This window comes from Shewanella carassii (assembly GCF_002777975.1).
GTDB classification, from domain to species: Bacteria; Pseudomonadota; Gammaproteobacteria; order Enterobacterales; family Shewanellaceae; genus Shewanella; species Shewanella carassii.
In genome coordinates this window covers 281,687-301,650 of sequence record NZ_NGVS01000004.1, presented here as the reverse complement: position 1 = coordinate 301,650, position 19,964 = coordinate 281,687, and the positions used below count along the sequence as shown (strand labels likewise).

Annotated in this window: 20 protein-coding genes and 1 pseudogene; 17 read left to right on the top strand and 4 right to left on the bottom strand. The window is 51.7% G+C overall.

Annotated features, from left to right (window positions below):
* Positions 1 to 99: 99 nt before the first annotated feature.
* From CBE72_RS02215 to CBE72_RS02190, 5 genes and pseudogenes are all read left to right on the top strand, one after another.
* Complete coding sequence (locus CBE72_RS02215) at positions 100 to 414, top strand: hypothetical protein (RefSeq protein ID WP_100142092.1); 315 nt, start codon at positions 100 to 102, stop codon at positions 412 to 414.
* Positions 415 to 532: 118 nt separating this feature from the next.
* On the top strand, positions 533 to 997 hold the full coding sequence (locus CBE72_RS02210; protein WP_100142091.1) for a hypothetical protein: 465 nt from the start codon (positions 533 to 535) through the stop codon (positions 995 to 997).
* An 82-nt stretch (positions 998 to 1,079) separates the two neighbouring features.
* A pseudogene (locus CBE72_RS20650) lies at positions 1,080 to 1,274 on the top strand (transposase); the annotation flags it as partial.
* A 283-nt stretch (positions 1,275 to 1,557) separates the two neighbouring features.
* Positions 1,558 to 1,959 carry a DUF6678 family protein gene (locus CBE72_RS02200; protein WP_100142090.1) on the top strand — a complete coding sequence of 134 codons (402 nt, stop codon included), beginning with the start codon at positions 1,558 to 1,560 and terminating at the stop codon, positions 1,957 to 1,959.
* Positions 1,960 to 2,501: 542 nt separating this feature from the next.
* On the top strand, positions 2,502 to 2,867 hold the full coding sequence (locus CBE72_RS02190) for a hypothetical protein (RefSeq protein ID WP_100142088.1): 366 nt from the start codon (positions 2,502 to 2,504) through the stop codon (positions 2,865 to 2,867).
* A gap of 784 nt (positions 2,868 to 3,651) precedes the next feature.
* Here CBE72_RS02190 and CBE72_RS02185 read toward each other — a convergent pair.
* From CBE72_RS02185 to CBE72_RS02175, 3 genes are read right to left on the bottom strand one after another with little or no spacing between them, the layout of a single operon-like run.
* Positions 3,652 to 5,001: an ATP-binding protein gene (locus tag CBE72_RS02185; protein WP_100142087.1), complete on the bottom strand. Its 1,350-nt coding sequence runs from the start codon at positions 4,999 to 5,001 to the stop codon at positions 3,652 to 3,654.
* Entirely contained in the window at positions 5,001 to 5,690 is a 690-nt protein-coding gene (locus tag CBE72_RS02180; protein WP_100142086.1) for a response regulator transcription factor, read from the bottom strand. Before CBE72_RS02180 ends, CBE72_RS02185 begins: the two co-directional genes overlap by 1 nt.
* A gap of 13 nt (positions 5,691 to 5,703) precedes the next feature.
* Positions 5,704 to 6,042 (bottom strand): PepSY domain-containing protein, encoded by a 339-nt coding sequence (locus CBE72_RS02175; protein ID WP_025011880.1) that lies wholly within the window; start codon positions 6,040 to 6,042, stop codon positions 5,704 to 5,706.
* Between the two features lie 509 nt (positions 6,043 to 6,551).
* Between CBE72_RS02175 and CBE72_RS02170 the strand changes: the two genes are divergently transcribed.
* The gene (locus tag CBE72_RS02170; RefSeq protein WP_100142085.1) at positions 6,552 to 7,394 is read left to right on the top strand and encodes a choice-of-anchor H family protein; all 843 of its coding nucleotides are present in this window, start codon (positions 6,552 to 6,554) and stop codon (positions 7,392 to 7,394) included.
* A gap of 106 nt (positions 7,395 to 7,500) precedes the next feature.
* Here the strand turns inward: CBE72_RS02170 and CBE72_RS02165 are convergent, their stop codons facing one another.
* Complete coding sequence (locus CBE72_RS02165) at positions 7,501 to 8,631, bottom strand: methyltransferase (RefSeq protein ID WP_100142084.1); 1,131 nt, start codon at positions 8,629 to 8,631, stop codon at positions 7,501 to 7,503.
* A gap of 163 nt (positions 8,632 to 8,794) precedes the next feature.
* Between CBE72_RS02165 and CBE72_RS02160 the strand changes: the two genes are divergently transcribed.
* The 11 genes from CBE72_RS02160 (at position 8,795) to CBE72_RS02110 (ending at position 19,964) form a co-directional block, all read left to right on the top strand.
* A complete protein-coding gene (locus CBE72_RS02160; protein WP_100142083.1) occupies positions 8,795 to 9,457 on the top strand; it encodes an alpha-ketoglutarate-dependent dioxygenase AlkB family protein in 663 nt (220 codons plus the stop codon).
* Positions 9,458 to 9,532: 75 nt separating this feature from the next.
* Positions 9,533 to 9,832: a BolA family protein gene (locus CBE72_RS02155; protein WP_028779744.1), complete on the top strand. Its 300-nt coding sequence runs from the start codon at positions 9,533 to 9,535 to the stop codon at positions 9,830 to 9,832.
* Positions 9,833 to 9,956: 124 nt separating this feature from the next.
* Entirely contained in the window at positions 9,957 to 10,466 is a 510-nt protein-coding gene (gene luxS, locus CBE72_RS02150; RefSeq protein WP_039033608.1) for an S-ribosylhomocysteine lyase, read from the top strand.
* Between the two features lie 133 nt (positions 10,467 to 10,599).
* Positions 10,600 to 12,645, top strand: coding sequence for a TonB-dependent receptor (locus CBE72_RS02145; protein WP_100142082.1), 2,046 nt, complete (start codon positions 10,600 to 10,602; stop codon positions 12,643 to 12,645).
* A 371-nt stretch (positions 12,646 to 13,016) separates the two neighbouring features.
* Positions 13,017 to 14,348: a Na(+)-translocating NADH-quinone reductase subunit A gene (locus CBE72_RS02140; RefSeq protein ID WP_100142120.1), complete on the top strand. Its 1,332-nt coding sequence runs from the start codon at positions 13,017 to 13,019 to the stop codon at positions 14,346 to 14,348.
* Positions 14,345 to 15,544, top strand: coding sequence for an NADH:ubiquinone reductase (Na(+)-transporting) subunit B (locus CBE72_RS02135; protein WP_100142081.1), 1,200 nt, complete (start codon positions 14,345 to 14,347; stop codon positions 15,542 to 15,544). Before CBE72_RS02140 ends, CBE72_RS02135 begins: the two co-directional genes overlap by 4 nt.
* Positions 15,537 to 16,322: a Na(+)-translocating NADH-quinone reductase subunit C gene (locus CBE72_RS02130; protein WP_100142080.1), complete on the top strand. Its 786-nt coding sequence runs from the start codon at positions 15,537 to 15,539 to the stop codon at positions 16,320 to 16,322. Before CBE72_RS02135 ends, CBE72_RS02130 begins: the two co-directional genes overlap by 8 nt.
* The gene (locus tag CBE72_RS02125) at positions 16,322 to 16,954 is read left to right on the top strand and encodes an NADH:ubiquinone reductase (Na(+)-transporting) subunit D (protein ID WP_100142079.1); all 633 of its coding nucleotides are present in this window, start codon (positions 16,322 to 16,324) and stop codon (positions 16,952 to 16,954) included. Before CBE72_RS02130 ends, CBE72_RS02125 begins: the two co-directional genes overlap by 1 nt.
* A 5-nt stretch (positions 16,955 to 16,959) precedes the next feature.
* The gene (gene nqrE, locus CBE72_RS02120) at positions 16,960 to 17,568 is read left to right on the top strand and encodes an NADH:ubiquinone reductase (Na(+)-transporting) subunit E (protein WP_100142078.1); all 609 of its coding nucleotides are present in this window, start codon (positions 16,960 to 16,962) and stop codon (positions 17,566 to 17,568) included.
* A gap of 45 nt (positions 17,569 to 17,613) precedes the next feature.
* Positions 17,614 to 18,870, top strand: a complete 1,257-nt coding sequence (gene nqrF / locus CBE72_RS02115; RefSeq protein ID WP_100142077.1) for an NADH:ubiquinone reductase (Na(+)-transporting) subunit F — start codon at positions 17,614 to 17,616, stop codon at positions 18,868 to 18,870.
* 62 nt (positions 18,871 to 18,932) lie between these two features.
* Positions 18,933 to 19,964: an FAD:protein FMN transferase gene (locus tag CBE72_RS02110; protein ID WP_100142076.1), complete on the top strand. Its 1,032-nt coding sequence runs from the start codon at positions 18,933 to 18,935 to the stop codon at positions 19,962 to 19,964.

Sequence of the window (19,964 nt, the reverse complement as noted above, 5' to 3'; positions counted from 1 at the left end):
CAACAAACAGTGTGGCTCTGGTTTAACTAATCCACGAGAAAACACGGAGGCCGACACCTGCACAGGGAATCATTATGTCTATACAGAAATGGAGATCATATGAGTGTACGTGAAGAATCAATTGGGTCGCAATTTGTGCATGTGGTTTTACCTACGGTGGTGGTGCTAATTATCGCAGGAATTTCATTTAGCGCCGATCTATGTATTTCAGATGAATTCTTCTGGTTTCAGCGCTCTGGTGCACTAATTGCTGCGGCTGGAATTTATACTGCATTTCATGAGAATGGTAAGAGGTATGAATTGGAAGGTTCTACTCTCAATATAAACTCCAAAATATGGTATCAATGGCTCGCGCTAACATTAGGTATTCTAGGAACATTTATATGGGCTTATGGCGACTTGCCATTTAGGTAATAATGTATAACAAACGCCACCAATTCGTTGCTTCGCAACGGGGCTCGCAACTAGTCGTTACTCACCCTTGTGGCGAGCGTTATGCGCCACTACACATCAAAAAACGGATATTTCAGTAGTGATTTGGAACAAGATAAAACATATTTATAGAAATAATAAGGCTACGGTCGTCACCTGTGCCGCAAACGTAACGGGAATCGTTACGTTTGGGAAAGACTCATTGGAGCTAGTTACATACTTAAACAGCTTTAATCCGTATTCAGAAGAAAATAGCAGTTTACCTATCGAAATTGGAATGAAAATTTCAGATGCAGAGTTAACTTTAGGTGAACCACAAGAACGCACTTTTATAGGTAACTCATATTTTTCGCATGGCATTGAACTTAACCCTGATTATGAGTTTCAAGACGAAGTTGGGGGAGTTACCGCGAAGAGGCTACCATCAGGTATAGCCTACAAAGGCAAAATTGATGGTATTCGTCTCGGTTCGTCAATCGAAGATATCAACGAAGAGAAAGGGAACCCTACATATTGGGGAGTTGACTCTGAACAAAGTTCGGTAGCTATTTGGAATGATACATAAGAGAATATGGACACCCAGCATTAATGGCGCGCTAGTTAGTCTCCGACTATGCTTTGTTTAAGCATTTAACAAGGAGGTTATTATGCCGCGCCCTCGCCGAACTCAAATCAGCCTTGAAGATACGCCTTACTACCACTGTTGCAGCCGCGTGGTGCGGCGTGCCTTTCTGTGTGGTGATGATGCCTATTCGGGTAAGAATTATGACCACCGCCGTGGTTGGGTGGAATCTTTATTGTTTGAATTGGAAGCCGTTTTTGCCATTGATGTGGCCGCATTTNTGACCACCGCCGTGGTTGGGTGGAATCTTTATTGTTTGAATTGGAAGCCGTTTTTGCCATTGATGTGGCCGCATTTGCCATCATGAGTAATCATCTGCATCTGGTGTTGCATATTGATATAGAGACAGCAAACCGATGGACAGACAGAGAAGTGCTTTGTAGCGCTCAAATCCCCTACCGGTGCTTGAACGCAGACCGAAAGAAGATTAAGTTATTGTTTTACAGTGGGTGGCTTGAGTTTTTGGGGAATCATTATGTCTATGCCTCTGAAGAGTTCGAGTTATGTCCAGTAAAGTAAAAGCTCAGGATGAAAAGAGAGATAAACAATGGGATCGTTTAGATTCGATTATCTCTCGGAACTTTTCCGCTTCATATATGAGCAATGCTAAGTGGGTAAAGCTTTTCAAGGCAACTTGCTCATTGTACCCGAGTGTTAGTGAGATCAATTATAAACTTGTCCATTCAGGTGATGTAAAGTCTTCCATTATTGAGCAATACGAAGAACAAATTGATGAGCACTGGTTTATCGAGCCATCAATATACAAAGAGATTGAATGGATAGAATTTCCATTTGATCTAAATCCAAAGCTTATAGAGTTTGTAAAAATAATTGACCAGTTAGGCAAATATGAAATTCAGCATACAACTACTGGTTTACGGATAATGGGCTATGCAAAGGCATAACAAGGCGCAACAACGGACTGGCAAAGCTGTGCGCGGCGTTGGTGCTCAGAGGAGTTATGAGTATAAATCTAGAAAAGCACCGAAGAATGGAATTACGTAAGGCTACGGGAACTCGTGTTATTCGTCCGCCCAAGCCGGTTTCATTCCATCGCGGCCCCGAATATTTGGTTGCTCATGCATGCTTCAACTGCCGAAAAAGTTACAAAAGGCCTGTTGAGTACTCTGATAAAGAGCCAACTCCATGTCACTCATGCCCAGATTGTGGCGAATGTATGCATGAGATGGGGCGTAGCTTCAAGGCACCGAAGGCAGGTGATAAGAGGCAGTGGCGTAAGGTACAAATTCTGTTCGCTGCTGGCTTCCGGTTCGTTGGCTGCGGTTCCCATGATGGTGCGAGGCTGCCCACTGAGCTAAGTGAGTTAGAAGATTTCTTAATCAATAATCAGGTGCATCCGCTAAAGGTAGCAGCACCTAACAATCTAATGCTGCCGGATGGTTACCGCGGTGCGGCAATCGCCGCAAGTTAGGCCGAGGAAGATATTATGAGAATTTGGCTCCTCGCTTTTTTAAGTCTCCTGTTACCAGGTTGCTCTTCGACCAATAAAACTACCTATCAACCTGTTTGTTTTCAATCCGTAGAACAAGCCATAAGTATTGGTGAATTTCTTATATCCGCGGGATATTTTGAAAAAGTAAGTTACTGGGTTAACGGAGACCCCAGCATACCTGTTCGGGGGTTGGGTTTGGAATGGGATGGATTTGAACATTTAAAGTATTGTCCCAGCGGCGGGTATCCTGTCCTCATCTCTTACCTGGATAAGGATGAACTTGGGAATTCTGAATTAGTGATTAAATGGGCTCAAATAGTTTTTAAAAATATGCTTAAGGAACGAGGCATTGAAACATAACAAGTGACGGTGGCATTCCGTCAATAAGTATTTCGCTAATTGTGATAGCTTTCGCCCATCGGGTTCGATTTTTCATCATGATATTGAGCGTAACCAACAGCTCTCGCATACAGGATATCAACGCTACTTTGGGAAGCGATTATTTCCTGAGGGGGCGTCCCTTTGCAATGTTATTTGTGCCAACGGCTTTCGGCGACACAGAGGGGGGAGTTGGTGCAACTCTGTTAGTCCTAAATAGCTTGAAATATTTGAGAGATCTACAGACACACACCTATTTTTCAGGCACAGACGGAACTGTGACCTTCCGAGCCAGGGATGGCGAGGCAGAGCTTACAGGGACGTACTCGCAGCGTGTCACAGGATCGCCTGTGCGAAAGGCGCACCGCAGGTGATTGGCCACAACTTAGCTAGCCGCTAGGATCAAGTTCATTGGTGAGTTTTGGCTTGAAGCAATGCTAGCCACTGTGCCAGTGGCCTAACGTCGTGGAACAAATGCATTCATGCACAACGGCTAGCTCACCATCCCAGGCTCGCGCTCGAAAGCATGTTGCTGCGCAACTCTCGCCGTGTCACAGGGGAGCCTGTGCAAAAGGCCGTTCTCGGACATCCTGCTTTTCACTGCATTCGGGCTTCGTGCCCATCCCAGCGGCAGGCAACGAGAAACATCCATTGCCGGAAACTTGACCAGTGCTTATTGGCAGCATCAAGGGTGGCATTGGTGCCATTTTGTAAGATTAGCCTTGTTTGAAATCGGTAAGGGGAATGAATGTACCATTCCCCAATCTCAACTTCTGGGTAAAAACAGGGTGAAACGAGCGCCGCCCAGGGGAGATTGATCTATTTGCCACTGGCCTTGGTAGCTCTGCAGCAGATCTTTGACTATCGCCAGCCCTATGCCATGCCCTTGTTGGTAGTTATCGGCTCTGACACCGCGCTCGAACAGCTGGGTTTTCTGCTGCTCTGTAATGCCCGGGCCATCGTCTTCGATGCAGATGTTCAGGCCTTTTTCGCTAACCCAGGTTTTGAGGGCAACCTTGCTGTTTGCTGCCTTGCAGGCGTTATCCAATAGATTGCCGAGGAGTTCGGCCAGGTCGGCTTCATCGCCATAAAACAGGGCATTTGTTGCCAGGTCAGCCTCAAACTCCAGCACCTTGTCGGCATAAATCTTGCCAAGGGTTCGCAGCAGTTTGTCGGCCACGGTTTTACTGTTCACCCCTTGGTGCCAAGCGCCGCTGCCGGCACTTTGGGCTCGCTTCAACTGGTGCCCTATGCTGGCGTTGATTTGGCTGATGGGCTCTTGGGCATCGCTCGGCAAAGACTTGAGGCTTTGCAGTACCGCCAGCGGTGTTTTCAGGCTATGGGCCAGATCCGACAAGGCGTTGCGATAACGTTGGCGTTGGCGCTGTTCGTTGCTTATCAGGGCATTGAGTTGGGTCGCGACCTGTTGCAGCTCCTTGGGATAGTCGCTGCCGAGATGTTGCCGTTTGCCTTGCTCAACCGCTTCGAGCTCGGCGCGAAAGCGCGCCAGTGGTTTGAGTGTCCACCAGAGCCAGCCTCCTTGAACCAGTAACAGGAACAGCATCAATAGTCCCAGGTATTGCCAGAGCTGGCGGCTGAAGGCGCCTTGGGTTTGCTCAAAGCCGGTCTGATCTTTGATGATGTGTACGGTAAAGGGAATATCCCGGTCATTATTCGAGGCCGAGGCAAAGCTGGCGCTGAAGCTGTAACTGAAGTGAGGCTTGCCCAGGAGAAGCATTTCGCCAAAGCGGCCTTCTCCGAGTGGTGGGCTTGGAAGCTTGCCCGGAGGCGGCATACCGATAAAGGAAGGCGAATGCCATACCAGTTTGCCTTGGCTGCTGACCAGGGCGTAGAGCCCGGATTGATCTATGTTGAACTGTTTGTCCTGTAATTGATCCGGCAGAACCAGTTCGCCCTGTTCCACTTCTGCCAATGCCAATACGCCATAAAGGGCGGCGCTGAGTTCATCTTTTACCGCGTGGGTCAATTGGGCACGAAAGGCATCGCTCAGGGTCACGCCGATAAGCGGCAAGAGCACCAGATTCAACAGCAGGGCGCTGATCATCAGTCGGCCCTTGAGTGAACCGGGCAAAAGCCTTGCAGGCAAGGGCTTCATCAGGGCTTATCTCTGACAGGAAGCGCATTAAGGCGATAACCCTGACCACGCAGGGTTTCAATAAGCCCAAGCGTGCCCTCGGGATCCAGCTTCTTGCGCAAACGGCGAATAAATACCTCAATCACATTGGAGTCCAGATCAAAGTCCTGATCATAGATATGCTCGATAAGCAGACTCTTGGAAGTGACTTCGCTCTGATGCAGCATTAGATACTCGAGCAATTTGTATTCGGAGGCGCTGAGGCTGACACTGTGTTTGCCGAGTCGTACTTCACCGCTGCTGGTATTCAGGGTGACAGGACCACTTTGCAGTAAGGGGCTGGCCTTACCTGCGCTGCGGCGGATTAAAGCCTTGATCCTGGCGGTGAGTTCCATGGGGTGAAACGGTTTGGTGAGGTAGTCATCACCACCGGCATCCAGGCCTTCCACCTTGTCTTGCCAGCCATCTCTGGCGGTGAGGATCAGCACAGGGTAATCCAGTCCCTTGGCACGCATCTGTTCAATCAGTGCTATGCCGCTGAGTTTGGGCAGGCCGATATCGATAATGGCGGCATCATAGGGATATTCCGCCGCCAGAAACAGGCCCTCTTCGCCGTCTGACGCCGTATCCAGATTGAAACCTGCCTCTTGCAGATGCTGTTTTAAGTTAGCCTGTAAGGCGGCATCATCTTCTACCAATAACAGTCGCATAAGCTGTTTCCTGTCAGTTTGCCTGCAGGCGGCCGCTGCGGGCATCTACAGAGACATAGACAATTCGGCCGCTGTCCTGCAGCAGTTTGACTCGATACCCCGGGTTGCCGTTGACCTTAACAGACTGCACCCTGAGTACCTTACCGCCATAAGCCTGCTTCACCAGTCTGGCGGCTTCATCGCCGCTGCGGACTTTCAGCTTGGCCTCCTGGCCCTGAGTCGTTCGTTCCGGCTTGGCAAAGGGGCCGGCATGCAGGGGTTGAGCGAAAGCCAGCGACAGCAATAGCATGCTTGCCGCGATAATTCCGCTTGAGTGATAAGCTTGATGCTTGATTTTACTGCCCCTTTTCATGGTTTTGCCCTTTTGGAAACGCTTGGCCCAGTGTAAAAGATCCCCGCGGTGGATGAAATAGCCAGCCGGGTCTTCACTCTCTATCTATCCTTCCCCCCGGTTTTCGCTCAGGCCCGGTCAGTTGTACTCCTTCCAAGATGAACATCGGCTGACAGAAACCGTTCATCTCATGTTCACCCAAGCTGACTTTTAATAATGCTAAGGAAGGTGCGAATAAGTCCTCGTGGCACTCTGGCTTGCACAGCAATTGGCGCTCAAGGCATCTGACTGAAGGCATGCCGGGGCCTGTCGAAGTCGGATAACGCAGAGAGCCGGTTGCTGTGAAAGCCCCGAAGGGCGTGGCTTACAGACCTGCCTGCTATGTTGTGCTTCTTGCAAAGGACTAGGGCCATTTGCTGCGAACCACGCCTTGCATCCAGGCCTGTAAGCCGACGCAGAGCACACATGGGACTTGTTCGCACCTTCCCTAAACCCGGATAAGCGCGGGATGCGCCCTGTGGAGAAGCACTATGAAATTATTATCTTACACTGTATTTAGCCTGTCGCTGTTTTTGGCTCTGTTTTGGGGGGCGCCTGCAGCCTATGCCAAGGAGCCTGTCGGCGGACAAGCCTCAATCGGCCAAAAAGCGCAGCAACCAAGCGATGAACAGGATAGCTCAGGCGCGAAGCTACGGGCGGCACAACACAGGCAGTTGCTCAAGCAACTGCAGCAGGAGTGGCAATCTACCGGAGCTCAAGTTTCCGGTGAGCGCATGACCCGCGAGCAGATGATTGCCAAGAAACAGAAACTGCCCGAGAGCCAAGCCGCGCCGCAGCGGATGGTCTCCATGGCGGCCCACAGCTATTACCATGAGTTCAGCTTTTATGAGGCGGCCAGCTACCTTTATGATGATTATGACTCTGATGGCTTTTATCGTAGCTTTGCGGTGCGCTTCGATGCCGATGTTTACGGTAATGATCCGGCCGAGTCTGTGCCCGTTTATGCCGAGCTTTATCTGAGCCGCAACGGCGGTGACTGGGAGCATTACTACAGCACTGAGGTGTTCTACATTCAGGGAGACAGTACCCAGGATGACTTTGAAGTGCTCACCACGTTAGAGAGCGGCTATCCCAGCGATCATTATGATGTGCTGATCGACCTCTATGAACCCGGTTACAGTGACATAGTGGCAACCATAAGTTCTTATGAAAGCAATAGCCTCTATGCCTTGCCGCTGGAGAGTCGCGAATGGGACAGAGATGATGGCGCGACCGTGATAGTCGATGCCGGCGGCAGCCTGTCAGTGCTGGCGCTCGCGAGTCTGGTACTGCTTGGCGGTTTGCGTTACAGACGCGGCAAAGTTGCCGCCTGAAATTACAAAATTTAACTACACAGGCCGGGGGCTCTCCCGGCCTGTTTCTTTCCGGGTTCCCAACGGGGGCCGGAATGGGTCAACAAGGTTTACTCTTGTTGGCCTTTTATTTAGAGGCTTGCAGGATCACAAACTTACCATTGGAGGCTATGGTCTTGCAGTTGCCAAACAGGCGCTTGAGCTTGATGTGGTAACCCAGGTGACGGTTGCCAACCACATGCAGTATGCCGCCGTTCACCAGACGCCGTCTGGCATCGAGGAACATCTGCCAGGCAATATGATCTGTGATGGCCTCTCCCTGATGAAACGGCGGGTTACAGAGCACCAGATCCGGTGCGACACCGGCGCTCAAATGACTCAGACAGTCATCCCAATAGAAGTGGCCGCGTTCGGCTTCAAAACCATTGCCGTGCCAGTTGAGCCGGGCACTTTCCACGGCCATCTCAGAGTCATCGACAAAGTGAATGCTCGCCTCGGGATAACGCTTGGCCGCTGCCAGCCCCAAAACACCATTGCCGCAGCCCAGATCCACCACAGAGCTAAACTCACCTTCGGGGAGGTTGGCCAACATCAAACGGGCGCCGATATCCAGTTTGCCGGCGGCAAATACATTACTGAGATTACAGATATTGAGGCCGAATTCGCCAAGGGGCCACTCGCTGGGGGCTGGCAATTCGCGCGCCTGGCCATCGGCGAAGGCGGTAATCACCCGGGTCTTTTTCCACGCCAGACTGGCGCTGGCCTGGCCCAGATGTTTGCCAATCAGGGTCAACAAGGCTTGATTGATGGATTTGGCCTTGGCGCCAATCAATACCCGGGTACCGGCGGGAAGCATATTGGCCAGCAGGGTCAGCTGCCAGGCAAAAAAGTTGAGGTTCTTGGGCAGCTTCAGCAATATGGTATCGGGTACACAAGCAGGCATTTCCCGACTGTTTAGCCAGTGAATGTCGGCATCGCTGAGATGGTTTTTCTCAAGATTTTGTCGAGCACCAAGGTGGGAAGTGCGGGCATCCGAGCTCCAGTGAATCTTTGCATCTGGGTAACCTCGGCGAATGGCGCACAGCAGGGCACCAAAACTGTCGTTGATAATAAGCACAGATTGAGGCGCCTCTTCCTCGGCGAGCTGTTTGAGCAGGTGTTCATCGGCGGCATCCCAGGCCTGGAGGTTGGATTCCTGCTCTTCGGGATAGCGGTGCAGAGTGAGCTGAATATCAGCGGCTGAGAACTGGCTGGTCATATAACTGGGCTTAAAGGACGAATTTGCGCGGATTATCGCAAATACTGGCGCTCAAGGCGATATTTGCGAAAATCTGCCTTGGTCATTATCTAATAGAGAAGGTTTAAGCCCGGCAATAAGCCACAGAGAAACAATGCCATGAAGTTTAAAGATGAGTTCAAATATGAGTTCAAAAGAGATACAGCAGTCGCTGTTTGCGCATGAGCCTGGGTCATCTGCTGAGTCGGCAACAGGCGTGCAGCGGTTTGAGCAGCCGCCTATGTTGCTGGTGCGCGGTTATCTCAATCCAGCCCAGCAGGATGCCATTTGGCGCGAGGCGGAGCATTATCCCCTGACTCGCCCCGAGCTTGAGATATTCGGTAAGCGTCACGCCATTCCCCGTACTCAGGTGTGGTTTGGCGATCCCGGCTGTGATTATCGTTACTCAGGGTTATTGGTCCGGGCGCTTCCCTGGCCCAAATATCTGTTAAGGCTAAGGCAAAAGCTGGATCGGGATTGGCAGCTTGGCAGCAATGGCGTGCTGGTAAACCGTTATGCCGATGGCCGCGACGCTATGGGGTGGCACAGCGACGATGAACCTGAGCTGGCTGAGGGGGCCGATATCGCGTCAATCAGTCTGGGCGCCGGACGCGATTTTGATTTGAGACACAAGCAAAGCGGCGAGAAGCTGCGGCTGAGGCTTAACTCGGGCGATCTCTTGTTGATGCGCTGGCCGATGCAGCAGGAATGGCAACATGCTTTGCCAAGAAGGCTGAAACTCACAGAGCCCAGGCTCAATCTCACCTATCGGCGGCTCAAACCGGGTTTTCATCCTCCTGGTGGTTGAAAATTGTCGGATTGATCTTTGTTCGCCGAAGCAGTAACCTGCCGCCAATCCCAACAGCTTATATCAGGTTTTACCATGTCCGTTGCCCAGACCATAGAGCAGAAGTTGCGCCTTGCCCTGACGCCGAGTCATATAGAAGTCATCAACGAGAGCCACAATCACCATGTGCCGCCTAATTCAGAGACGCACTTCAAGGTGATCATTGTCAGTGAAGCCTTTGATGGTAAGCGTCTGCTGGCTCGCCATAGAGAAGTGAACCAGGCCTTGGCGGAAGAACTGGCCAATGGCGTGCACGCTCTGTCCATGCATACTTATACTCAGGCCGAATGGGATGCTCAAAGCGCCGTGCCTGAGTCGCCCAAGTGCCGTGGTTAAAAGTCCTGGCTTGATAAACCGCCTCCAGGGGCTGCATTTGTGTTTGGGCGCTGTAATAATAGCGCTTTGAGACGCGAAACCATTTAACAGTGCAAGCCAGCTTGCCATCCAAGGGAGAATACCCATGCCATTGTTAGACAGCTTTACCGTGGACCATACCAAGATGGAGGCACCGGCAGTGCGGGTGGCCAAGACCATGAGCACACCAAAGGGCGATACCATTACGGTATTTGACCTGCGTTTTTGCGCGCCCAACAAGGATATTCTCAGCGAGCGTGGCATTCATACACTGGAACACCTGTTTGCCGGCTTTATGCGCGATCACCTCAATGGTGACGGAGTGGAGATCATAGATATTTCGCCCATGGGTTGCCGCACCGGCTTTTATATGAGCCTTATCGGGACACCGGAAGAAGGCCGGGTTGCCGATGCTTGGTTGGCAGCCATGGAAGATGTGCTCAAGGTACAGGATCAAAAGGCTATTCCTGAGCTGAACGAATACCAGTGCGGTACCTATCAGATGCATTCTCTGGAGCAGGCGCAGGATATTGCCCGCAATATTATTGCCGCCGGTGTCAGCGTTAACCGCAACGATGATCTCAAGTTGAGTGAGGAACTGCTGAAGCAGCTCTAAATCCCGCCCGGCTTACCTCGCTCAATCAAGCGGCTTGATATTTACTCAAGTCGCTTTTTTTTTGTCCACGAATCAGTTAGTTTACAAAAAAATAACATCAAATATGCGGTAACTGCTGATAGGGGATTGGGATATGAGTCAGAGGCATGGCTTGCTTAAGGTGAGTGCCGTGGCCGTTTTGGTGAGCGGGAGTTTGGCCGGGCCGTGGGCGCGTGCTGCCGAAGCTTTGGCTGCTGACCATCCGGCTTTTGAGCCCGCAGCAATCAATGCCATGTACTATGACTCGGCCGAGCGGCAATTGACCGCCGGTGGCGAGCTTATCCCAACCCTGCCTGGCAGTTTCAGTATCCGCGGCGCCGGTGGCAGCGGCCATTCTGGAATGGCGATTATCGAAGACAGGGTCAATCTGGCGCCGGCACCTTATTCTGCACCTTATCAGTGGCAACTGCCGGATCCCGATACCCTGGTTGCCAGCAGGGCCAATGCCGCCGGTAGCTTGCTCTATGGCGGTAGCGGCAGTTTTGGCGTTTTGGAAACCCAAAGCCTGGGGTTGCATGATACTCCGGGCAAGAGTGTGCGGCTTCAAGGCAATGAAGATAAAGGTTGGGGCGCCGAGGGCCGCGGTCTTATTGATGCCGATGACTATAAGGTGTTGCTGCAGGCGAGCCACAGGCGCCAGCAACCCTGGCAGGAGCCGAGAAGCGCCGAGCAGGGGCAAGACGACAGCCAGACCAAGGTCCTTTTCAAGATAGCGGCCAACAGCTTGCCGGGTGCCCGCAGTCGGCAACATACTGAATTCAAGTATCAGTATTCACAGCAGCGGCAGTTTTTGCCGGGAATGGGGCTGACGGCTGCCGATTGGCAACTGAACCCTGAGTTGGTGTATGGCGCTGCCACGCAGGATAGACTCAAGAGCCGCAGTCACAGATATCAGCTGTCACACCGCGTTGAGCCTACTGCCGGCTCCCGGGTGTTTACCGAGCTTTACTACCATAGCCATCATAGCTCGCAGTTGCAGATGAGTTTTGCCAATGGCGCCTTTATTCAAGGTGACGTGCTTGAGCAACTGGCGGCCTTGGATGCCGCTGCTATCGGCGCGGTTTCATTGGTCGACTTTCGCCGTGATGATGACTTCGAGGCTATGGGGCTCCAGACTCAGGCCATTACTCAATATGGTCGCCACAAGGTGAGTTACAGTGCCCGCTGGCACAGAGACAAGGCCGAGCTGGCACCCGGCCTGGGGAGTTGGTTATGGCAGGATGGACTACTGAGTGATACTGCGCAGAGTCTGAGTGTCAGGATTGATGACAAGGCCAGTGTCTGGAGCTCGGCGGTGACGGCTGAACTCAACTGGTCGGCCGTGACTCTGGAGCTCGGCGTCGGCTATGAAGATGTCAGCTTGGAGCGCAGTAGCGAAACCGTGCCGCTTTCAGCCGCGGATTTCTCCGAAAGTGAATGGTTACCCACGGCCAAGCTCAGTTGGCGCGGGGAGGCACTGAGCCTGTTCGTCAGTGCCGGCAGGGCCTGGGCGGCGGCGAGCCCCGGCAACCAGGGGCAACGCTCCCAACAAGCCTGGCAATATGAACTCGGTGGCCGCTTTGAGTCAGGTAGACTGAAAAGTGCACTGAGCCTGTACCAGCGAGACTTCGATAATCTGCATTTTGATTGCACGGCAAATAGCTTCTGCGACCCAGCGCTGCGTCTCAATCAATACAATCTCGGAGAAGTGAATGTTAAAGGCGCCGAACTGGCGCTTGACTACCGCCTGGACTCAGGCAGTGTCAATTGGCCCATGGGGCTCAAGTACCATTACACCCAAGCCGAGGCGCAGCATTCGGGTTGCCTTATGTTGAGTGGACCTTGCCTGATGGCCGATGAGCAGTTGCCCTGGTTGCCTGAGCATGCCTTGAGTCTTCATGCCGGCCTGGAGTGGGGCGGCCTTAAGGCCAGAGTTCAGGGCATATATCGTTCAGAAGTGGCAAGCCTTATCCCTCAGGTGACGGCAAAGGACAGCATGCAACTGGATCTGCTGCTGAGTTATGACTTCAACTCAAAACATCAGCTCTATTTTCGCGCTGAAGATCTGCTCGATGACGCTAGTCCGTTACGTGAAGATGACAGTGGTTTGTTGGCAAGTGTTGGCCGACGTTTACAGCTGGGCTACCGGGTGAAATTTTGAAGCAGAGCCAAAGCCGAGAAAGCTGGCCGGTGAAATAAGTATTTTCGACTGTTTGGTCGATTATTTCTTTAAAAATGAAAAGTATAACTATACGAGTCAGGACAAAATCCTGCCTTTTGCCTACTTGTCGCTATCTCTGTTTATTCGCTTTGGCCCGATTCTCTCTTGGTCGCTTTAAAAGCAGGTTAAAACACTATAATTTTCGTGGCGATAGCGTTGCAATTGGGGTAAAATGCGCGCGACCAGCGTGATTGCGATCGCATTTCTGTGATAAATCTGCGCTAGCTCAATGCTCGATTTTTTGTGTGAGAGTCGGGGGTTAGCAGGAACGCGGCGCATTGTCTTTCCTTCAAAACGTAGTGCATGTGGATATGATTACAATTAAGAAAGGATTGGATTTGCCTCTAGCAGGCGGACCAAAGCAAGTTATCCATGATGGCCCAGCCATTAAACACGTAGCTACTTTGGGTGAAGAGTATATTGGCTTACGTCCAACGATGAAGATCAAAGTGGGCGATAAAGTGCAAAAAGGTCAGGTGATTTTTGAAGATAAAAAGAATCCTGGCGTCAAATATACGGCTTTGGCCAGTGGCACAATATTAGAAATCAACCGCGGCGCCAAACGTGTTCTGCAGTCGGTCGTCATAGAGATCGAAGGGGACGAAGCCGTCTCTTTTGCCAAGTATGATGCCCAGGCTTTAGATACTCTGGAACCGCAGCAGGTTCGCGACAATCTGATTGAATCAGGTATGTGGACCGCATTGCGCACCCGTCCTTTCAGTAAGGTGCCGGCAGTGGATGCGACAGCAGCGGCTATCTTCGTGACAGCCATGGACACTCAGCCACTGGCTGGTGACCCCCAAGTTGTTATCGCTGAGCATAAAGACGATTTCGTCAACGGCCTGAAAGTATTGGCCCGACTGACAGACAAAGTCTTCGTCTGTAAAGCACCAGGAGCAGACATTCCAGCGGGCAATGCCCAAGTGGAAGAGTTTGCCGGTCCCCATCCAGCGGGTCTGCCTGGAACTCATATCCACTTCTTGATGCCTGCCTCTGCCCGTCGCAGCGTATGGTACCTGGGTTACCAGGACGTCATCGCGATAGGTCAGCTGTTTACCACAGGTGAATTGAATAACCAGCGCGTCGTGGCCATCACAGGCCCCAAAGCCAAGAACCCTCGCTTGGTGCGCACTCTGCTGGGGGCCAGCACTCAGGCCCTGACCCAAGATGAAGCCGATGGCCAAGTTCGGGTTATCTCAGGTTCTGTGCTCAACGGCCGCACTGCAATAGGTCCCCATGCTTATATGGGACGCTACTTCCAGCAGTTGACCCTGATTGAAGAGGGGACCGAGAAAGAGTTCTTCGGTTGGGTGATGCCCGGAGCCGATAAATACTCCATTACCCGTGCCTTCTTGGGCCACTTGAGTCCTTCCCGACTGTTTAATATGACCAGCAGTACCGGTGGTTCCGAGCGGGCCATGGTGCCTATTGGCAACTACGAGCGGGTGATGCCTCTGGATATTCTGCCCACTATGTTGCTGCGCGATCTGATCTCCGGTGATACCGATGGCGCCGTGGCATTGGGTGCGCTGGAGCTGGATGAGGAAGACCTGGCACTGTGTACTTTCGTATGTCCCGGTAAGTATGACTATGGTTCATACCTGCGTGACTGCTTGGAGACCGTCGAGAGGGAAGGCTTATGAGCTTGAAAGATTTTCTTGAGCGTATTGAACCGCAATTTGAAAAGGGCGGTAAATACGAGAAGTGGTATGCGCTCTATGAAGCCGCAGCGACCATTTTTTACACCCCGGGTAAAGTGAACAAGGGCAAGACCCATGTACGCGACAACCTGGATCTGAAACGCATGATGATTACCGTCTGGGCCTGTACTTTCCCCGCCATGTTTGTCGGGATGTACAACGTAGGTCTACAGGCGCAAATCGCCCTGGCCGCCGGTTTCGGTACTCCCGATGTTTGGCAGGTGGGGTTGTTTGAACTCTTCGGTACTCAGCTGACAGCCGATTCCGGCTGGGCCACCTTGATGTGGTATGGCGCCTGCTTCTTCCTGCCTATATATGCCGTGACCTTCGCGGTTGGTGGTATCTGGGAAGTGCTGTTTGCCTCGGTTCGCGGCCATGAAGTCAACGAAGGTTTCTTTGTGACCTCAGTGCTGTTTGCCTTGACCTTGCCAGCGACTATCCCATTGTGGATGGTGGCACTGGGTATCACCTTTGGTGTGGTCGTGGCCAAGGAAGTGTTCGGTGGTACCGGGCGTAACTTCCTCAACCCCGCACTGGCCGGTCGTGCCTTCCTGTTCTTTGCCTATCCGCTGAACATGTCTGGTGACAACTCCTGGGTGGTTGCCGACGGTTTCTCTGGCGCCACTGCGCTGAGCCAAGCGGCTTCAGGTACTCTGGACTACGCCTTCAACCAGAACTGGTGGGATGCCTTCTTCGGCTTTATTCCAGGTTCTGTCGGTGAGGTTTCTACTCTGGCAATCCTGCTCGGTGGTTTGGTTATCATCTATACCCGTATCGCTTCCTGGCGCATCGTCGGCGGCGTGATGGTCGGTATGATTGCCGTCTCTCTGCTGCTGAACATGATAGGTTCTGAAACCAACCATATGTTCGCCATGCCTTGGTACTGGCATCTGGTTCTGGGTGGCTTCGCCTTCGGTATGATGTTTATGGCCACAGATCCTGTGTCGGCCTCCTTCACCAACCAGGCCAAATGGGCTTACGGTATTTTGATAGGTGCCATGGCAGTGTTTATCCGCGTCATCAACCCTGCATTCCCAGAGGGCATGATGCTGGCGATTCTGTTTGCCAACCTGTTTGCGCCACTGTTTGACCATTTTGTAGTCCAGGCAAACATCAAGCGGAGGATTGCTCGTGGCTAGTAATAAGGATTCGTTCGGAAGAACGCTATTTGTCGTCGTTGGCCTGTGTCTTGTCTGCTCGATTTTTGTATCGACCGCAGCGGTATTGCTCAAGCCAACCCAGCAGGAAAACAAACTGCTGGATAAACAGAAGTTTATTCTGGAAGCCGCCAATCTTATCGATTCCAAGTCGAAAGTTAGCAAAGATGAAGTGCTGAAAACTTACAAGAAGTATGTTGAGGCCAAGGTTATCGAGCTGAAAAGCGGCGATGAAGTTACCAGTATCAATGGCGATACTTATGACCAAAAGAAAGCCTCTCGTGATCCTGCCACCTCAGTGGTGCCTGAGCATGACATAGCTTCGGTTAAGCGGATCGCCAAAAACGCCGTGGTTTATCTGGTGCGTGATGATGCCGGTAAAGTGACCAGTGTGATCCTGCCGGTTCATGGTTATGGTCTGTGGTCAACCATGTACGCCTTCCTGGCGCTTGAACCTGACATGAATACCATCCAGAACCTGGTTTATTACAACCAGGCCGAAACTCCCGGATTGGGTGGCGAAGTGGAAAACCCAAGCTGGAAAGCCAAATGGCAGGGCAAGAAGCTGTTTGACGAGCAGGGCAACATAGCTATCACAGTGACTAAAAACCCAGCCGTTGCCGAGACAGATCATGGTGTTGATGCCTTGTCCGGCGCGACCCTGACCAGTAATGGTGTTCAGCACTCGTTGACATTCTGGTTGGGCGAAGAAGGTTTTGCTCGCTTTATTGAAAAAGCACGCAATGGAGGATTGAGCTAATGGCCGACAGTAAAGAACTCAAACAGGTTCTCACCGGACCTATAGTCAGCAATAACCCTATTGCGCTGCAGATCCTCGGGGTATGTAGTGCCCTGGCGGTAACCAGTAAGCTGGAAACTGCATTGGTGATGACCATAGCACTGACGGCGGTAACCGCGTTTTCTAACCTGTTTATCTCCATCATACGTAACCATATTCCTGCCAGCGTGCGGATTATCGTGCAGATGACCATTATTGCCTCGCTGGTAATCGTGGTGGATCAGGTGTTGCAGGCATACGCCTATGACATCGCCAAGCAGCTGTCGGTATTCGTTGGTTTGATTATTACCAACTGTATCGTGATGGGCCGCGCTGAGGCCTATGCGATGAAGACCCCTCCACTGATGAGCTTTATGGATGGTATAGGTAACGGCCTGGGTTATGGTCTGGTACTGATGAGTGTAGGTTTCGTTCGTGAACTCTTTGGTAACGGTTCGCTGTTTGGCGTCGAGATACTGTCCAAAATCTCAGACGGTGGCTGGTATCAGCCCAACGGCCTGTTACTGCTGCCGCCAAGTGCCTTCTTCCTGATCGGTATTCTGATTTGGATAATCCGCACTTATAAGCCAGAGCAAGTAGAAGCAAAAGGGTAAGCGCGATGGAACATTATATCAGTTTGTTAATTCGCTCTGTTTTCATCGAAAACATGGCACTGGCCTTCTTCCTGGGGATGTGTACTTTCCTGGCCGTTTCCAAGAAAGTGAAGACGGCCATGGGGCTTGGGGTTGCGGTTATCGTGGTACTGACCATTTCTGTACCTGTTAACCAGATAATCTATCAAGGTATTCTGGCTCCTGGCGCACTGGCTTGGGCCGGTGTCCCGGATGCCGATCTGAGCTTCCTTAAGTTCATTACTTTTATTGGTGTTATCGCAGCCTTGGTTCAGATCCTGGAAATGGCTCTGGATAAATACTTCCCACCACTGTACAACGCCTTGGGGATCTTCCTGCCGCTGATCACGGTAAACTGTGCGATTTTCGGTGCGGTATCCTTCATGGTTGAACGTGACTACAACCTGGGTGAGAGCCTGGTGTTCGGTTTCGGTTCCGGTTTGGGCTGGGCATTAGCTATCGTCCTGTTGGCCGGTATCCGTGAGAAGCTGAAGTATGCTGATGTGCCTGATGGTCTGCGTGGTCTGGGTATTACCTTTATCACTGCGGGTCTGATGGCCTTAGGTTTCATGTCGTTCTCTGGTGTGTCCCTTTAAGGGACACCAAGCGGCTTCCGAAATTGAACCTCTAAGGATAAGTTAATGGATATTCTTGGTATTTTTAAGTCTACTCCACTCGAGGTTTACCTCGGTGTGAGTATGTTTACCGCGATAGTTCTGATCCTGGTACTGGTGATCCTGTTCGCCAAATCCAAGTTGGTCTCCAGCGGTGATATTACTATTGGCATCAACGGTGACCCAGAGAAGGCGATTACCACTGCTGCCGGTGGCAAGTTGCTGGGCGTTTTGGCCAACAACGGTATTTTCGTGTCATCAGCCTGTGGTGGCGGTGGCTCTTGTGGTCAGTGTCGTGTCAACGTTAGGTCCGGTGGCGGCGATATTCTGCCAACTGAGCTGGATCACATCAGCAAGGGTGATGCCCGTAAGGGTTGCCGTCTGTCTTGTCAGGTTAACGTCAAGTCAGATATGGAAATTGAGCTGGACGAAGAGATCTTCGGCATCAAGAAGTGGGAATGTACTGTTATCTCCAACGATAACAAGGCGACCTTCATTAAAGAGCTTAAGCTGCAGATCCCTGATGGCGAGTCTGTACCTTTCCGTGCCGGTGGTTATATTCAGATTGAAGCCCCTGCTCACCATGTGAAGTACAAAGACTTCGATATTCCAGCAGAGTATCGTGGTGACTGGGAGCACTTTGGCTTCTTCAACCTGGAATCCAAGGTCGATGAAGAAACCATTCGAGCATACTCTATGGCCAACTATCCGGAAGAGTTTGGCATTATCATGCTGAACGTACGGATTGCCACACCGCCACCACGGAATCTGAGTCTGCCTTGTGGTAAGATGTCGTCTTACATCTGGAGTCTCAAACCAGGTGATAAAGTCACTATCTCCGGTCCATTCGGTGAGTTCTTTGCCAAAGATACCGATGCTGAAATGGTCTTTATCGGTGGTGGTGCAGGTATGGCGCCTATGCGTTCTCATATCTTCGACCAGCTCAAGCGTCTTAAGTCCAAGCGTAAGATGAGCTTCTGGTACGGTGCCCGTTCCAAGCGCGAAATGTTCTATGTTGAAGATTTCGATGGCCTGGCGGCTGAGAATGATAACTTTGTCTGGCATGTGGCCCTGTCCGATCCTCAGCCTGAGGACAACTGGGATGGCTACACAGGCTTCATTCATAACGTGCTCTATGAGAACTACCTCAAGTCGCACGACGCCCCTGAAGATTGTGAGTTCTACATGTGTGGACCTCCAATGATGAACGCAGCGGTAATTGCTATGCTGAAAGATCTTGGCGTTGAAGATGAAAACATCCTCCTGGATGACTTCGGTGGCTAAGCATTAGTTCATTCCCTGGCACTGCCTTTGGGCAGTGCCAGTTTGTAAGGGAAATTCATAGTATGCAGTTCAAGACCGCTAAGTTTACAACGCTGGCAAATTGGCTGGTCCTTATGGGATTGGCCTTTTTTGTTTCTGGTTGCAGCAGTCAGGATGAAGTGATTGCGCTCTCCGGCAGCACCATGGGCACCACTTATCATATTAAGGTGGTCAACAGTGAGCGCTTGCCGGATGTCCAGTTGTTGCAGGCTGAAATCGATGTCACGCTGGAGCAGGTGAACGACCAGATGTCGACCTACAGGCCCGACTCCGAGCTTTCGCGTTTCAATCAGCTCAAACAAGGCCAGAGCCTGGCTGTTTCAGCCGATACCATTACCAATATCCGTGAGGGAATCAGGTTATATCAGCTCACCGGCGGCGCGCTCGATATCACCCTGGGACCCTTGGTCAACCTGTGGGGCTTTGGCCCGGACAAGCGGCCTCTGAACGTGCCTTCTGCCGAGCAGATAGCCGAGGCCAAGGCGCGAATGGGGATAGATGCCATTCAGATAGAAGGGGATCGGCTCAGCAAGAGTCAGTCCAGCGTTTATGTAGACCTGTCATCTATCGCCAAAGGATTTGGGGTCGATAAAGTGGCTCGTTTGCTGGATAAGTATCAGCCTAAAGGTTATCTGGTGGAGATTGGCGGTGAGATCAGCGTCAAGGGCACTAAAGGCGATGGCAAACCCTGGCGGGTGGCGATAGAGCAGCCGGCGGATAGTGGTCGGGCGGTGCAACAGGTGATAGAGCCGGGCACCATGGCCATGGCAACCTCGGGTGATTATCGCAACTACTATGAGGAGGACGGACAGCGCTTCACTCATATTATCGACCCTCGCAGTGGCTTCCCGGTAGAGCACAGACTGGCCTCTGTCACCGTGTTGCACCCTGAGTGTATGACGGCCGATGGTTTCGCCACTGCCATGATGGTGATGGGCACAGAAGCCTCACTGGCCCTGGCCGAAAAGGAAAAGCTGGCCATCATGCTGATTGAAAAACAGGACGAAGGGTTTAAGGTATACTATAGCTCTGCGTTTAAAGCCTTCGTCGACTAG

Excerpts from the sequence above, each read along its gene's own strand:
- CBE72_RS02215 (WP_100142092.1), top strand. The coding sequence starts at position 100 with ATGAGTGTACGTGAAGAATCAATTGGGTCGCAATTTGTGCATGTGGTT.
- CBE72_RS02200 (WP_100142090.1), top strand. The coding sequence starts at position 1,558 with ATGTCCAGTAAAGTAAAAGCTCAGGATGAAAAGAGAGATAAACAATGG.
- CBE72_RS02190 (WP_100142088.1), top strand. The coding sequence starts at position 2,502 with ATGAGAATTTGGCTCCTCGCTTTTTTAAGTCTCCTGTTACCAGGTTGC.
- CBE72_RS02185 (WP_100142087.1), bottom strand. The coding sequence starts at position 5,001 with ATGAAGCCCTTGCCTGCAAGGCTTTTGCCCGGTTCACTCAAGGGCCGA.
- CBE72_RS02180 (WP_100142086.1), bottom strand. The coding sequence starts at position 5,690 with ATGCGACTGTTATTGGTAGAAGATGATGCCGCCTTACAGGCTAACTTA.
- CBE72_RS02175 (WP_025011880.1), bottom strand. The coding sequence starts at position 6,042 with ATGAAAAGGGGCAGTAAAATCAAGCATCAAGCTTATCACTCAAGCGGA.
- CBE72_RS02170 (WP_100142085.1), top strand. The coding sequence starts at position 6,552 with ATGAAATTATTATCTTACACTGTATTTAGCCTGTCGCTGTTTTTGGCT.
- CBE72_RS02165 (WP_100142084.1), bottom strand. The coding sequence starts at position 8,631 with ATGACCAGCCAGTTCTCAGCCGCTGATATTCAGCTCACTCTGCACCGC.
- CBE72_RS02160 (WP_100142083.1), top strand. The coding sequence starts at position 8,795 with ATGAGTTCAAAAGAGATACAGCAGTCGCTGTTTGCGCATGAGCCTGGG.
- CBE72_RS02155 (WP_028779744.1), top strand. The coding sequence starts at position 9,533 with ATGTCCGTTGCCCAGACCATAGAGCAGAAGTTGCGCCTTGCCCTGACG.
- luxS (WP_039033608.1), top strand. The coding sequence starts at position 9,957 with ATGCCATTGTTAGACAGCTTTACCGTGGACCATACCAAGATGGAGGCA.
- CBE72_RS02145 (WP_100142082.1), top strand. The coding sequence starts at position 10,600 with ATGAGTCAGAGGCATGGCTTGCTTAAGGTGAGTGCCGTGGCCGTTTTG.
- CBE72_RS02140 (WP_100142120.1), top strand. The coding sequence starts at position 13,017 with ATGATTACAATTAAGAAAGGATTGGATTTGCCTCTAGCAGGCGGACCA.
- CBE72_RS02135 (WP_100142081.1), top strand. The coding sequence starts at position 14,345 with ATGAGCTTGAAAGATTTTCTTGAGCGTATTGAACCGCAATTTGAAAAG.
- CBE72_RS02125 (WP_100142079.1), top strand. The coding sequence starts at position 16,322 with ATGGCCGACAGTAAAGAACTCAAACAGGTTCTCACCGGACCTATAGTC.
- nqrE (WP_100142078.1), top strand. The coding sequence starts at position 16,960 with ATGGAACATTATATCAGTTTGTTAATTCGCTCTGTTTTCATCGAAAAC.
- nqrF (WP_100142077.1), top strand. The coding sequence starts at position 17,614 with ATGGATATTCTTGGTATTTTTAAGTCTACTCCACTCGAGGTTTACCTC.
- CBE72_RS02110 (WP_100142076.1), top strand. The coding sequence starts at position 18,933 with ATGCAGTTCAAGACCGCTAAGTTTACAACGCTGGCAAATTGGCTGGTC.